The following is a 13,816-nucleotide window of genomic DNA, read 5'->3' as shown; positions in this document are numbered from 1 at the left end:
GCGTCGGCGGGCCCGGTGGATCACCACCGGGCCCGCCGCCGGTTAAGGGTATCGTGGTTTGTATCATTTGAATACCTCACCGGGAAAACGTGGCAGCGCTGATTACAGCCTGCATACACTCCAAAAATAGCGCCCCTGCTTCTTTTTCTGTGAAGTAGGGGCGCTGGCATGTATGCTGTTTTAATCCATCTGCGCTTTGGAGATTTACATTGTGATGCTATATGCGAATATCTCCTCGCCACAGGCCAGCCTGACCGAGGCGCAAGTTCCGGTAACCCAATGGATTTCATCCTGAAAAACCGCGGCAGTTATTGGAGTTTGGAATAGGTTTCCTCGTCTACCGTCTCGCACCATTCGTTGGAGGCGTTTTCGCCGGGGACCTCCAGCGCAAGATGCGCAAACCAGCTGTCTTTGGCCGCGCCGTGCCAATGTTTGACCTCCGGCGGAATCACCACTGCGTCGCCGGGATGCAGTTCGCGGGGCTCCCCGCCCCACTCCTGATACCAGCCCCGGCCGGACATGCACAGCAGGATCTGGCCGCCGCCCTTGCCGGCATGGTGAACATGCCAGTTGTTGCGGCAGCCCGGCTCAAAGGTGACGTTAAAAATGCCGATGCCCTCTGTGACGACCGGGTTCAGATAGCTCCGCCCGATAAAATACTGCGCAAAGGCGTCGTTGGGGTTGCCCAGCCCGAAGATGCCCGCTTTTTCTGTTTCGTTATTCATGATGCAGACCTCCGTTTTATTCTTTATCGTATACGTCTTTTGCCATTTTGAAAGCTGCCCAGGCGTTGGGCCAGCCTGCGTAAAAGGCTGCGTGCGTCAAAATCTCCGCCATTTCCCCGGCGGTGACGCCGTGCTTTTTGGCGTTGCCGATGTGGTATTGCAGAGAACTGTCCAAAATGCCCTTCGACAGCAGCGCGGTTACGGTCACAATGGAGCGGTCGCGGGCAGAGAGCTGATCCTCTCTGGCCCATACCTCTCCAAACAGCACGTCGTCGTTCAATTCCGCAAATTTCGGAGCAAAGGTTCCAAGGGCGTCGCGCCCTGCGGTTTGTTTTTCCATTATCATTCAACCTTTCTGTTTCATTTTGAAGCGAAGATAGTCGATCCGGTCCAGCTGTTTTTCCCGGAGATGGATCGCGTCCAGCGTATCGCTGCGCCTGTGGCCCAGCATGCGCAGACGCTCCTGTTCGGTGGAGTCTCCCTCCAGCATCAGCCGCATATAGGCTTCGATCTCCCGGTTGCTGAACCCAATGTCGTGCAGCGTCATAATCATGCTGAGGCGCTCGATGTCCCTGTCGTCGTACTGCCAGGCGCCCATCACTTTTTTGACTTCCCCGCATAGCCCCCAGCGTTCATATTCGTCCAGTACCTCCAAAGGAATGTTGTAAAATTCACTTGCTTCCGTCTTTGTCATCCCGTCTTTTACTCCTCTCCAAAGTGAGCAAAAAATAAAGGCGTACCCTTTTGGGGTACGCCTTTATCATAAGATTCACCGGTTGATATGTCCAATACTTATATTGTATTTTCAGAAATGCCCGTAATGCATTTCTTTGAGAATGCAAGAAATGCTGCTGTGGTAGGGGATGTCATCTGATCCTTCTTCCACACCAAAACGGAGCCGCTCTCCACGGGCGGTGAAAACGGGACGAAGCGGGTATCCGCATAGCTGCAATCCAGCTTGATGCAGACGGCGACGCCGATTTTGCTGCGCACCATAATTGCCGCATTGTAAAGCAGATTATATCGGCATATAATCTGCAAATCGTCGAGATCAACGCCAAACCAGTTGGAAATAAAATCCTGAACCAGATCGCGGTTGGAAATCATCAGAGGGGAATCCAACAGATCGGAGGGACAGACCGCCTGCTTTTGGGCAAGCGCAGAGTCCTTGTGCACCAGCACGCCCCAGGTTTCCTTTTGCGGCGCGTGCAGGAACGCGTATTTCGTTATATCCACAGGCTCGGGTAAAAGCCCCATATCCAATAGGCCGTTTTCAATGCGTTCCTTGATGCTGTCTGCGTTGCCGCTGTAAATATGAAACCGGACAAGGGGGTTCGCCGCTTGAAACCTGGCCAGAAGCATGGAAAGGAACTCCACGCTTTGCAGCTCGCCGCAGCCGATGGAGAGTTCTCCGGACAGTTGGATATCCTTCTGCGCCAGGTCCTGCCTCGTTTTTTCCGCCAGGCTGATGATTTCCTGTGCGCGGCGCTTTAAGAGCATCCCCTCCTCGGTGAGGACAATGCAGTGGCTGCTCCGCTGAAACAGCTTGACGTCCAGTTCCTCCTCCAGCTGCATGAGCTGACGGGATAGGGTCGGCTGTGTCACGTGCAAAAGCTGGGCCGCCCTTGTGATGTTTTCCTCCCGGGCCACCATCAGAAAATAACGCAAAACGCGCAGTTCCATACTCCCACCCCTTTGCCCATAGTATAGCACAGGAATCGCTCATATGAAATATGCCTTGTATTTAGAAATGCCAAACAGGTAATATACGCCGCCAGATGGACAGGGGAACGGGCGCATCGGAGTTAAACGCGGGCGAAAAGGGGAAAGAAAAAACTGAGCCCGAAACGCGATGTGCGTCCAGACTCAGTTCGATGGCGGAAGCGGTGGGATTCGAACCCACGAGCCCGTGAGGGCTACCTGATTTCCCCGCAAACCCGCTTATTTCGCATACAGATGGCGTTTGCAAGGCAGAGAGCTATTGAGGAATCACGAGCCGATTTACAGTGCTGCGGATGCTGTACAGCGTGTTGGGCTTGCCATTCTCTGACGATGTGGAACAACTGGCCGAACCTCCGGAGGAATGGGGGACTTCTTTTTTTTCCTGTTGAACTATGACGACGCTATAGAAGACTATAGGGCTAGGCTGGCAAATGGTCTTTAGGATAAAATATAGCCACACAAAATTCTTTAATTAGACCTTTAAAAACGTCAATATAGAAATGTTAGACTGTTACTATTGACACTTTCAAAAAAAACGCCTATAATACACACAAGAAATTGCATGATAGCTGTTTATGGAGGTGTAAAGTTTTGAATAAAAACACGTTGGAAGTCGACCCTGCCATTAGGTCTATTATTACCCAGTGCATTAGTGATGCAGTGGGTGATAAAATCAGGGAGGATGTTCGGTTACATGGTTTAAGAACCCAAAATAGCACCCCAACACGTATTTGGGACTTGCTAAATACAGATCTGTGCCGTCATTTCAATAGTCCAGATTGTATGGCATATACATCCAAACGTGGGCCATGGGAAATGATTCTCGTATATGAAAAACAATCTGGCTTTTTGTACACATTCATGCGCGAAAAGCGTTTTGCGGAAATTCGGGCAAAGGTAGGAAAGCGCAGACGTATGCACTACGTTGATATGCTAGTACGTCACCTAAACTCCGATTTAAAAGCACCAATTGAGCAACTATCCATGTTTCCGACTCATTTTGATGATGAAGCACGGCTTGCCGAATCCATCCAAACTCTGTTAGCTAATTTGCTTGAGGATGGAGCAATTGTTCGCCGTCATGTGTTGGTGCTTTTTGAAAGTGCCCGTTTTGTATTGACCTCTGTTCGTGCAGTTATGGTAGATACAAATTTGAACATTGTTTCCGAGCAGAATTGGAGTAGTTCTATTTTGGTGGAAGAAAGTGTAATTGCCGATCAAGTTAAAGAACCAAAGGATCCTGCTAATACCCCCGCTCGTGGCCTGAAGCTAACAGCTAAGGCTACTGCGCGTAAAGAGTCAAATCCTCTCCGTCAAGTGGATGAAAAAAGTGAAGAAAAATAACTACCTCCGCAATTAGGAGAATAGGGAGGATATTTCAATGGAAATATCATTTAATGGTGAACGCTTGAAAAAAGCCCGCACATATCGTGGTTTGACAGTTGCAGAATTAGCACAAAAAATAGATTGCCAACGTCAAACCGTTTCGATGTATGAAAATGGAAAGTCAAAACCCATAGACAATTCTATTGTTAAACACATTTCAGAAGTTTTAGGATTTCCTACAAAATTTTTTACAGAAACCGACAGGGATGTAATAACTGGTTCCACGTATTTCCGTGCACTATTAACTACAAATAAAAAATATCGGGCAGAACAGATTCAAAAAATGGAATTCGTTGCAGAAATATATTACTATTTGCAGGATTACATCGAATTCCCGCCACTTGATTTACCGGATTTTTCCGGATGCTCACCAGAGCAAGCAGCTCAAAAATTGCGTGAAACGTGGAATCTCGGAAAACGCCCGATCGACAACCTGATTCATGAAGTTGAACAGCATGGTATTTTAGTTACATCTTTTTCAACATCCACAGACGACATTGATGCTTTTAGCCAAATGGTAGATGTCAATGGGGAAATGATATACCTCATTGGCTATTCTAATAACAAGACATCCGCTGCGCGAATTCATTTTGATATTGCCCATGAATTAGGTCATATCTGCTTGCATGAGTGGAGCGAAGATGTAGAGGCGTTAGAACGCACTGAGTTTAAGGAGCGAGAGGCAGAGGCGAATAGATTTGCCTCTGCATTCCTCTTACCAGAAGATTCGTTCCGAGCGGATGCTTTGCGTAGTGAATTAAGAATTCCTTATTACACAGAATTAAAAAGAAAGTGGAAAGTTTCTATTCAAGCAATGAATCGCAGAGCATACAATTTGGGTATTATTTCTATGGATGAATATCAGTCAATGATTCGTATACTTCAAAGACGAGGACTTAGGAAAGAGGAACCGTTAGACGATATTTTGATTACAGCGTCGCCTGCACTATTGAAAACGGCTGTAATAATGTTACTTAATGAAAAAGTCTTTACGCCCAAAGAATTTATGGATGAACTTTCATTTTCTTATAGTTTAAGTCTATCTCCAGAAGAAGTTGAGTATCTCCTTGATTTGCCAAAAGACACATTGGTTCCACCCAAAATTCTTAAATTTCCTGATTTGCAGATTAAAAGCAAAAACTAATCTATGCAGGCTTGCCGCAAGGCAAGCTTGTTGCATTAGCTCAATTTATTCAAAGGGAGAAGTGCACCAAAAATCAAGCAGACGGGAAAAGTTCATGTTTTCTCTCTCTACCCTCTTTTTTATGGAAAAACAACTAAAAAGGAACCGGCTGAATCAGAAAATGCGCCGAAAAGAAAAGGCCCGGATTTGGAAAGATAGCATGTATCTTCTTGCAAGTCCGTGCCTCTTTTTATAGGCTTTTAGTGGATTTGGGAACCAAAAAGGACCACGCCATGCAGTGGAATGAATATAGGGCCCATATGGCGGTTTGTGGTTTCCTGGGAACCATTTAAAAAAGGAGGCGATTCCAATGCAACATAAGGCGAAAGGAAAACCCGCATAGAATTAGATTCTATGCGGGTTTATGGCGGAAGCGGTGGGATTCGAACCCACGAGCCCGTGAGGGCTACCTGATTTCGAGTCAGGCCCGTTATGACCACTTCGATACGCTTCCATGTAAATATATGCAATTCTTGTATAGAGTCTTAACACGCGTCCGGGTCAGGCCCGGCATGGCCGCTTCGATTCCGTTCCATATTCCAGATACGTTCTCTATTTTAAAGAGACAACGCAAAAAAGTCAAGTCATTTGACGGAACCGGCTTATAAAAACAGAAGAATTGAGAAGAAACGTGAAAAAAACAGCTATACGGCGGCCGGACAGGAATAAATCCTGCCTGAAAACACTTGAAACCGTTTCCCCTGTCAGCCTTCCGCGCCGCCTTTACGGGAGCTGTGCGCGGAAGGCTTTCCGCCGTCGCCGCGGTTCTGCCTTTTGCAGGCCGCGGGTCTTATCCTGCCGCCTCCATGGTTTCAGCGGCGGCGGCTTCGGGGGGAAGGTCGAACGGGGCCGCGCTGTTCGGATTGCGGATGGTCCCGGAAATGATGCTCTCCGAAACGGTAATCCGGACGCTCTCTCCGTCGATGTTGCTGAAAACGGTGTTGAGCGCATCGGTGGCGTCCAATTCCAAAGCCAAAGGCAGCCCGCTGTCCCTGGCAATGTAGCCATAACCAAACAAGGGAGGGACGCTTTCCAGAAGGGCCGGAACAAGGGTCTGGGACCCATTGCCCATGCCGCTGGCCGCGACAATCTCCGCGATGGTGTTTTGGAGCGTTTCCGCCGGGAAGGAAAGCTCCAGCTTATAGGCGGGCGTCCCGTTCCATTCTTCTTCGCGGACAAGCTTTGGCTGCTCCGCGCTTTTCAGCAGGCTGAGGGAAGGCAGCAGCTTTGTTGGAGAACGGTCCTGGTTTTCGACGTTTACTTTTTTCCAGCCGTCTTCCATCTTTGCATAATACCAGGTATCCTGGCCTTCCGCATCGAGATAGGTGGTGGAAGCCGTCCCGTCCGTTGTCCGTTCTTCTCTCAGGCGGAAGGGATCGGAGAAGTAGGTGGAGTCAACCGATGTAGAGACCTGCGTTTCCTTTTCTTCGCTGCGGTATGTGAGGGAATAGCGGTAAGTAGCTTCACAGCTGGCGAGCTTTTCCGAATTGGCCAGAGCTTCCCGCAGGATGACCTCCGGATCGGCGGGCTGGTCGCAGGAGGTGAACAGGAATATCATACAGGCGGCAACGATCCATGCCGCAAGGCGGTAAGAGCTGTGCTTCATCATAACCATCTGCCTTTCTGTAGAATGGAATAACGGATGGATTCTTACATACATACTAGCAAACAATTTGTAAATTCGCAAGTCAGGAGCCCTGGATAACTTGACATAAAAACGCCCGCAGGGTATCATGTATCCATATGAGTTTGTATCGGTAAAGGAGTCTTTTTCTTGAATCTTGTCAAAGAAGCAGCCATGGAACTGGCTTCCCTCTCTATCTATAAAGGAATTTTAAACCGAACGGTTCCCAAAGCCTTTTACCGCCTGCTGTGGACGGCGAACGGCGCCTCGCTGGAAGCATTTTTGGACGCATGGGGCGCGTTCTTCGATGCGCTGTCGGCGCGCGGCTTCAGCGAAAACCTCGCGGGCTGCCTCACCGGCACCGCGCTGTTTGACGAAAACGCGTTCTCCCTCGCGGCGGCGGCCGGAACAGCGGTGCTTCCGGAGGGTGTGCGCCATGCGGTCCGGCGCGACCTCTCCGTCATCCGCCGGGTGGCCTCCCTCACGCCGCGGGACCTGCGCGAAGGCTCTGCGTTTGCCCAGGAAATCGCCGCTTTGGAGCTGCCGGAATGGAAAACCGGGGAACCGGTTGCGGTGCTTTCCGGGGAGCTGGAACAGTGCCTGCCAAAGATGGCGGCATATTACCGCGCCAACGGCTGCGGTATGTATGCCCGGTACCGCGCGTTTATCTGGCGCGGCCACAAAATCCAGCCGGTCGCCTACCCGGACGGGCAGCGGCTGGCGGACCTCAAGGGCTACGATCTGCAGCGCAAGCTGGCCGTTGACAACACGCTGGCCTTTTTACAGGGGCTGCCCGCCAACAACTGCCTGCTTTACGGCGACCGCGGCACGGGCAAATCCTCCACGGTCAAGGCGATGCTGAATGAGTTTTACCCGCAGGGCCTGCGTGTGATTGAAATTCCCAAGGAAAACCTGATGGATTTTCCGGCGCTGGTGGACCAGATCGCCGCCATCCCGCTGAAATTCATCATCTTTATCGACGACCTCTCGTTCTCCCGGCAGGATGACACCTACGCCGCGCTGAAGGCGGTGCTGGAGGGCGGCCTCGCGGCCCGGCCGGAGAACGCGCTGATCTATGCGACCTCCAACCGCCGCCATTTGCTGCGCGAGAGTTTCTCCGACCGCGAGGGCGACGAAATCCACCTCGGCGATACCATACAGGAGAGCATGTCGCTGGCGGACCGCTTCGGCCTGTCGATCAATTTCTGCCTGCCGGACAAGGCGCGCTTTTTGGAGATTGTGGAGCTTCTGGCGCGGCAGCGGGAGCTGGACGAATACCTGCCGGAGATTCAGGCGGGCGCGGAGCGCTGGGCGATCGCCCGCGGCGGACGCTCCCCGCGCTGTGCAAAACAGTATGTGGACGACGCGGAGGCCCGTATCCGGCGCGGCCAGCCGCTTGCTTAATGGAAGGAGTACCCGAATGATACTGAAAAGAACGCTTGCGGCGCTGCTGAGCGTCCTGCTGATTCTGGGCGCGTTTGCGGGCTGCGGGCCGCAGGGGGATATCACTTCCGGCGCGGCGGCGCAGGATTACCCCGTGACCATCAACGAAGTAACGATCAAGGATGAGCCGGAGGGTGTGGCGGTGCTTTCGCCGAACCTTGCGGAGGTCATCCTCGCCATCGGCTATGAAATGCAGCTGCGCGCCAAAAGCGCGGAGTGCACCCAGACGGACCTTTCCGTCCTGCCGGACTTCACGCTGAACGACGCGCAGGCCCTGCGCGTCGCGGGCGCGGACCTGGTGCTGACGGAAACGGCGCCGACGGAGGAGCAGAAGAAAGCCCTGAACGACGCGGGCGTGGACGTGCTGGCGATCGCCCCGGCCACCGGGCGCGAGGATTTTACCCGCCTGTACACGCAGGTGGGCGCGGCCGTCAAGGGCGGCAATAAAGGCTATGAGCGGGGCGAACGGATCGCGGAGGGCATTTTCTCCATGATGGACGACATCAACCGCCAGATCCCGCAGACCGACACGCCGGTTTCCGTCTGCTATCTGCTCGATGCCGCGGGCGGCGTGGTGACCGGAGACACGCTGGCGGGCAAGCTGATCGAATATGCGGGCCTTGTAAACGCCGCGTCCGATGGAGCCGGCAACCAAATGAGCATAGACACGCTGCTGATGGTGCAGCCGCAGTACATCTTTTGTCCGACCGGATTAAAGGATACCCTGGCGCAGACGGAAAAATACAAGGCGCTGACCGCCGTGCAGGAGGGCCGCGTATATGAGATGGACCCTTCCCTGATGCGCTGGCAGGGCAACGGCGTGGTAACCGCCGTCAGCTTTATGGCGGGCACGGTGTATCCGGCGCTCACACAGGGTACGACCAGCTTGGAGCCGGGCGACGGGACAAGCAGCGCGCCGATGGGCGGCGATCCGAACATGGGCGTGGGCGACGTCAGTTCCACCCCGCCGCAGAGCACGACTGGCACGCTGAACCCGGGCGATGAGAGCGATGAGGTCAAAAAGATGCAGAACCGCCTCGCGGAGCTCGGCTACCTCTTTGTGCAGCCCACCGGCCTGTATGGCGAGGGAACCCAGCAGTCCGTAATGGACTTCCAGTATGTCAATGGGCTCAAGGCGACCGGCATTGCAACCCAGGAGACGCTGGACCTGCTGTATTCGGACAGCGCGAAGGTCCGCCCGGAAGGGAATCTGATCTATTCCGCGGACGAATAACCCAAAGGAAAAACGTCAAGTAAAGAGTGTTTGATCGGGCGAAGGGTGCGATTGTTGCGCTTCGCCCGATTCCTTTTGATTAGGCAAAAGCGAATTTGGAGAATGTGACGAAATGGGCTGGATGAAATTGGATTTTGTTCTTCCATATCGCCGTTGCATTCCGCTTTCGCACTCTATATAATGAAAATATCCCCAATTACCCACATACACATCCTCAAGCATGCCTCGGCATGCGGCATCCGGCGGCCCAGAACGGCGGCCGGTTGTGTCCGATTGACTCGGAAAGAGAGCGCCTGCCCGGTTTTGTGGCCTGTCCGTTCCCCAAGCGGCGGCTTTGACCGATCGCGGGCGCTTTTCTTATGCTTATCAAAGGCGCATAAAACTGAAAAAGCTTTTTGCGCGGAATGGAATGAAACGCCGCACAGAGGAAGCTGTTTATTGGTAAGAATAAAAATGATTATTAAAAAAATCCACAGAATTTTCAGAAAACACTTGCTTTTTTCATAGGAAAAGCATACACTTAACACAGTGTATGGACAGATGCGTTTTATACAATTTCATATTGGCAAACCTGGAGAAATGCAGGGACGCAAAGTCAAAGGGCCTAACCTGCCGATGGCAGTATGGCAGCCGGTTGCCTTCCCGTCAGGGAAGCGGTTTGGGAAGTCTGTTTGAAGACCTCCTGTTTGGTTGATGCGCCTTGCTGAGAGCAGGGCTTTTTTTGTACGGAAAACTGCTCAGGTGCGGACTGCCCGTTGGTGAAAACGCCGGGCCGCGTAACGATAATCGGGAATAATGGGGAGAGAAAAGAAAAAGTGAAAATCAATGCACGGGTGGCATTGTTGCTGTTGACAGCTGTCGTATTCGGCGCGGGGGTGCAGCCCGCGTTGGCTGCGGCAGAACAGACGCCTGCGGCTGTATCACAGGGGGCTGTCGTGGATGTGCAGAGCTGGTTTGGAGATCAGCTGGACAAGCAGGCGAAGATTTTTTACAATGCGCTGGTAGAGATGCACCGCAACGGCAGCCTGCGCAGCGGCACAGGGAGCATCGATCTGATCCGCGGAACGTTTGGAGGCGATCAGCTGGCGGTCAGCGACGTGCGCGCGCACTTGGACGGCAGCCGTTCTTTGACGGCGGCGTTTCAGGCGGGGCGCGATGCGTTTATGAATGATTATCCGGATGTGTTTTATGTAGATTTTTCCAAGCTGACGCTGCGCGCGACGCAGAGCGGCCGCTACTGTACGGCAGTTCTGGGGAAAGGCAGCGGGGACAGCGATTATTTTGCTGAAGGGATGATTTCTCCCGGCAGGGTTGGCGTTGCGATCACAGAGCTGAACACTGAAATTGACCGGATTGCCGCGTCCGCGCGGAAGGAAGCCGATCTTTCCGCGCAGCTCAGGACGGTGCACGATGCGCTTGCCGCCCGCGCGGCCTATACGACCCGCAGCCAGCAGGGCGTCAATGTGTTTGGCGCTTATGGTGCGCTGGTCAAGGGAACGGCGGTCTGTGAGGGCTATTCCCGTGCATACAAGGCCGTTTTGGACGAGTTGGGCATCCCCTGCGTTCTGGTGCGCGGAACAGCCGGAGGAACGGCGCATATGTGGTGCAGCGTACAGGTCGGCGGCGGCTGGTACGCGGTGGACGTCACATGGGACGATCCCATAGGCGGCGCGATCCGGTACGACTATTTCCTGAAAGGGGCGAATCGTTTTTCCGCCAGCCATCAGGCGACGGGCATATTGTCCCCCAATGGGTCAAGTTTTTCCTATCCGGCGCAGTGCGATGCGGATTATCCGTTTTCCGTTTTATGATTGAAAATACGTTCCTCCTTTTAATATGTATTAGCTGAAACCGCGCGGAGCAAATACTCCGTGCGGTTTGCTGTTCTATATTTAAAAAAGGCGGCGTTTGTTTTGCGCCGCGGCGCAGGGGAAAATACTGCCCACAGCGGTCAGCTTGGGAGGTAAGTCGGCACGGTATTCCCGGGAGCGGGGATTCAGGCTGTTGATTACCACGCCGTGGCATCCGTTGCCCGCGGTGGCGTGCACATATCGCCCGTTTCCGATCAGCATGGCGATGTGGCCCGGGAAATAGAGCAGATCGCCCGGCTTGGCGCTGCGGAACGGAATTTCATGGACGGGAAAGCCGGGTTCCATGCGCGCATCGCGGAAGATGACGCTTCCATTTAAATAGTAGGCCATGAAGCACAGTCCGGAACAGTCGATCCCCAGCGGCGATTTGCCGCCCCAGCGGTAGGGCGTTCCCAGGTAGGAAAGGGCGGTGCGTACCACGCCGCTGCGGAACGCCGCCTCCGGCCGGTCGGCGGGGAGCACCTGCGCGATGGCCGGGCAGGGGACAAAGCCCTCTGTTCCGTCCGGCAGGCGGATTTTCTGCCAGCCGTCCGCCGCCGTGCCGACGGGGGAAACGGCGGCCCCACGCGTGAGGCTGCGCAGCGGTTCCGCCTGTACCTTTGGTTCCGCCTGTACGTCGGCAAAAGACATGCACACGGCGCGCTTGGGGGCGGTGCGCCACAGCGCGAGCTGTTCTTCGCCGAAGCAGAGCCCCTCTCCGGCGGCCCAGCCCTCGTACCGGTAGGAGGTGCGCACCCGGTAGAAGCGGCCTGACTTCTCCAGAATCTGCAAAAACATGCCGCAAAGCGCCTCGTCCACCCGCTCCGCGTGCTCTTCCGGCGACGCCAGAAGCGGAACCACCGCGTTTTTGGCCAGTGCGTAAGCTTCCATTTGCCGTGTCCCTCCCTTACTTGCATCGTTTGATTTTATGCATGGGGGCAGGCGGATATGCCGCGGCCCGGGAGAAAGGAGCGCGACCACATCATCTGGTGGATTTTCGTCAAAAAGCCTGACTTTCAGCGTCTATGTGGGGTGAAAATGGATTCTTATTTCGAATAAACCGCTATAATTCACAAAGAACATCGGTTTTTGATAGAAAGAATCGAGCAAAAGACCGAAGATATTTCATGGAAGACCGAAGAATTTTATATAGATTTTTTAAAGCACGGAAGTTATACTTACTAATAGTAAACAGCAATCCTGCCCGGATTTGTGCAAATACACATGACGGGTTGAATTTGCAAAACCAGAAGAAGATTTTTACAAGAAAGTAGGAGGATTTTCAGGTATGAAAAAAGTATTAGCATTTATGTTGGCTGCCATGATGATGGCTTCCGTCGCAGTAGGCTGCGGCAATGATCCCGCTCCGTCCCAGGCTGAGTCCCAGCCGCAGAGCGCTGGCAGCGAAACTCCCAGTGAAGCTCCGGAAGAGCCGCAGGGTGAAGTCACCGTTGGTACCTGTATCTACAAGTTTGACGATACCTTCATGACCGGCGTTCGTAACAACATGACCGCACAGGCTGAGACTCTGGGCGCAAAGATCGACATCGTGGATTCCCAGAACAAGCAGCCCACCCAGAACGAGCAGGTTGATACCTTTATCACCAAGGGCGTTAACGCTCTGGCTGTCAACCCGGTTGACCTGACCGCTGCCGGCCCGATCATCACCAAGGCGAAGGATGCTGGCCTGCCGATCGTTCTGCTGAACCGTCAGCCGTCCGAGGACGACATGAACCTCTATGATCAGGCATGGTATGTAGGCTGCCGCGCTGAGCAGTCCGGCACAATGTCCGGCCAGATCATCGCTGACTACTTCACCGCGCATCCGGAAGCAGATAAGAACGGCGACGGCAAAGTCCAGTACGTCATGCTCCAGGGTGAGCCGGGCCATCAGGACGCTACCCTCCGTTCCGAGTATGCTCCGAAGGCAATCGAAGAAGCTGGCTTCGGCGTTGAGCAGCTCGCAGCTGACACCGCAATGTGGGATAAAGTTAAGGCGACCGACCTGATGAAGGCGTTCCTTTCCTCCCAGGGCGTGGATAAAATCGAAGCTGTTCTGTGCAACAACGACGACATGGCTCTCGGCGCAATCGAAGCTCTGAAGGCAGAAGGCTACAACACCGGCGACGCTGCCAAGTACATCCCGGTTGTTGGCGTTGACGCAACTGCTCCGGCTCTGGAAGCAATGAAAGACGGCTCCCTGCTGGGTACTGTTCTGAACGATGCTGAGAACCAGGGTAAAGCAACTGTTAACATCGCTGTTGCTGCTGCTCAGGGCAAAGAGATCAACAAAGAGAACACCGGCTATGAGATCACAGACGGCAAGTATGTCTGGATCGACTATGTCAAGGTTACCGCTGACAACTATCAGGATTACATGTCCTAATTACCGCGGAACGCAGCACACTTTCATTTAGAGTTTCTTTAGGAAATTGTTCTACGGGGAACGCGAAAGCAAGCGCTTTCCGTTCCCCGCTTAATTTTAGCAAGAAGGAGGATTGATTGTATGGGCGAATATGTGCTGGAAATGAACAACATAACAAAAGTATTCCCCGGCGTAAAAGCGCTGGACGGAGTAACTTTGAAAGTGCGGCCCGGCAGCGTGCATGCTCTGATGGGAGAGAACGGCGCGGGAAAATCGACCTTGAT

At 53.3% G+C, this 13,816-nt stretch carries 13 protein-coding genes, 1 tRNA gene and 1 riboswitch; of the genes, 7 read left to right on the top strand and 7 right to left on the bottom strand.

Annotated features, from left to right (window positions below):
• Positions 1–308: 308 nt before the first annotated feature.
• The 4 genes from I4V53_RS12760 to I4V53_RS12745 form a co-directional block, all read right to left on the bottom strand.
• The gene (locus I4V53_RS12760; protein ID WP_195986077.1) at positions 309–725 is read right to left on the bottom strand and encodes a cupin domain-containing protein; all 417 of its coding nucleotides are present in this window, start codon (positions 723–725) and stop codon (positions 309–311) included.
• Between the two features lie 16 nt (positions 726–741).
• A complete protein-coding gene (locus I4V53_RS12755; protein WP_195986076.1) occupies positions 742–1,065 on the bottom strand; it encodes a carboxymuconolactone decarboxylase family protein in 324 nt (107 codons plus the stop codon).
• Positions 1,066–1,071: 6 nt separating this feature from the next.
• A complete protein-coding gene (locus I4V53_RS12750; protein WP_195986075.1) occupies positions 1,072–1,419 on the bottom strand; it encodes a MerR family transcriptional regulator in 348 nt (115 codons plus the stop codon).
• A 98-nt stretch (positions 1,420–1,517) separates the two neighbouring features.
• On the bottom strand, positions 1,518–2,408 hold the full coding sequence (locus I4V53_RS12745; protein ID WP_195986074.1) for a LysR family transcriptional regulator: 891 nt from the start codon (positions 2,406–2,408) through the stop codon (positions 1,518–1,520).
• A 630-nt stretch (positions 2,409–3,038) separates the two neighbouring features.
• Between I4V53_RS12745 and I4V53_RS12740 the strand changes: the two genes are divergently transcribed.
• On the top strand, positions 3,039–3,791 hold the full coding sequence (locus I4V53_RS12740; RefSeq protein WP_195986073.1) for a DUF5986 family protein: 753 nt from the start codon (positions 3,039–3,041) through the stop codon (positions 3,789–3,791).
• Between the two features lie 37 nt (positions 3,792–3,828).
• Positions 3,829–4,977 (top strand): helix-turn-helix domain-containing protein, encoded by a 1,149-nt coding sequence (locus tag I4V53_RS12735; protein WP_195986072.1) that lies wholly within the window; start codon positions 3,829–3,831, stop codon positions 4,975–4,977.
• Between the two features lie 404 nt (positions 4,978–5,381).
• Here the strand turns inward: I4V53_RS12735 and I4V53_RS12730 are convergent.
• A tRNA-Ser gene (locus I4V53_RS12730) sits at positions 5,382–5,470 on the bottom strand.
• A gap of 336 nt (positions 5,471–5,806) precedes the next feature.
• The gene (locus I4V53_RS12725; protein ID WP_195986071.1) at positions 5,807–6,625 is read right to left on the bottom strand and encodes a DUF6612 family protein; all 819 of its coding nucleotides are present in this window, start codon (positions 6,623–6,625) and stop codon (positions 5,807–5,809) included.
• Between the two features lie 165 nt (positions 6,626–6,790).
• Between I4V53_RS12725 and I4V53_RS12720 the strand changes: the two genes are divergently transcribed.
• The 3 genes from I4V53_RS12720 to I4V53_RS14245 all read left to right on the top strand — a co-directional run bounded on the left by I4V53_RS12720 (position 6,791) and on the right by I4V53_RS14245 (position 11,128).
• A complete protein-coding gene (locus I4V53_RS12720; RefSeq protein ID WP_286167153.1) occupies positions 6,791–8,044 on the top strand; it encodes an ATP-binding protein in 1,254 nt (417 codons plus the stop codon).
• Positions 8,045–8,060: 16 nt separating this feature from the next.
• Positions 8,061–9,317 carry a peptidoglycan-binding protein gene (locus tag I4V53_RS12715; RefSeq protein WP_195986070.1) on the top strand — a complete coding sequence of 419 codons (1,257 nt, stop codon included), beginning with the start codon at positions 8,061–8,063 and terminating at the stop codon, positions 9,315–9,317.
• A gap of 554 nt (positions 9,318–9,871) precedes the next feature.
• Positions 9,872–9,959, top strand: a riboswitch (cyclic di-GMP riboswitch).
• 173 nt (positions 9,960–10,132) lie between these two features.
• Positions 10,133–11,128 (top strand): transglutaminase domain-containing protein, encoded by a 996-nt coding sequence (locus I4V53_RS14245; RefSeq protein WP_195986069.1) that lies wholly within the window; start codon positions 10,133–10,135, stop codon positions 11,126–11,128.
• Between the two features lie 81 nt (positions 11,129–11,209).
• On the opposite strand, the gene I4V53_RS12705 is transcribed toward I4V53_RS14245, so the two are convergent.
• Positions 11,210–12,058, bottom strand: a complete 849-nt coding sequence (locus I4V53_RS12705; RefSeq protein WP_195986068.1) for a C40 family peptidase — start codon at positions 12,056–12,058, stop codon at positions 11,210–11,212.
• A gap of 397 nt (positions 12,059–12,455) precedes the next feature.
• Here I4V53_RS12705 and I4V53_RS12700 point away from each other — a divergent pair, with 397 nt between their 5' ends.
• Both I4V53_RS12700 and I4V53_RS12695 read left to right on the top strand, forming a co-directional pair.
• Positions 12,456–13,553, top strand: a complete 1,098-nt coding sequence (locus I4V53_RS12700; protein ID WP_195986067.1) for a galactose ABC transporter substrate-binding protein — start codon at positions 12,456–12,458, stop codon at positions 13,551–13,553.
• A gap of 120 nt (positions 13,554–13,673) precedes the next feature.
• The coding region (locus tag I4V53_RS12695; RefSeq protein ID WP_195986066.1) for an ATP-binding cassette domain-containing protein at positions 13,674–13,816 on the top strand (143 nt) is incomplete at its 3' end.

The organism is Clostridium sp. D33t1_170424_F3, assembly GCF_015667585.1.
In the GTDB taxonomy this organism is placed as follows: Bacteria; Bacillota; Clostridia; order Oscillospirales; family Acutalibacteraceae; genus Anaeromassilibacillus.
This window is presented reverse-complemented; position numbering and strand designations above follow the sequence as displayed.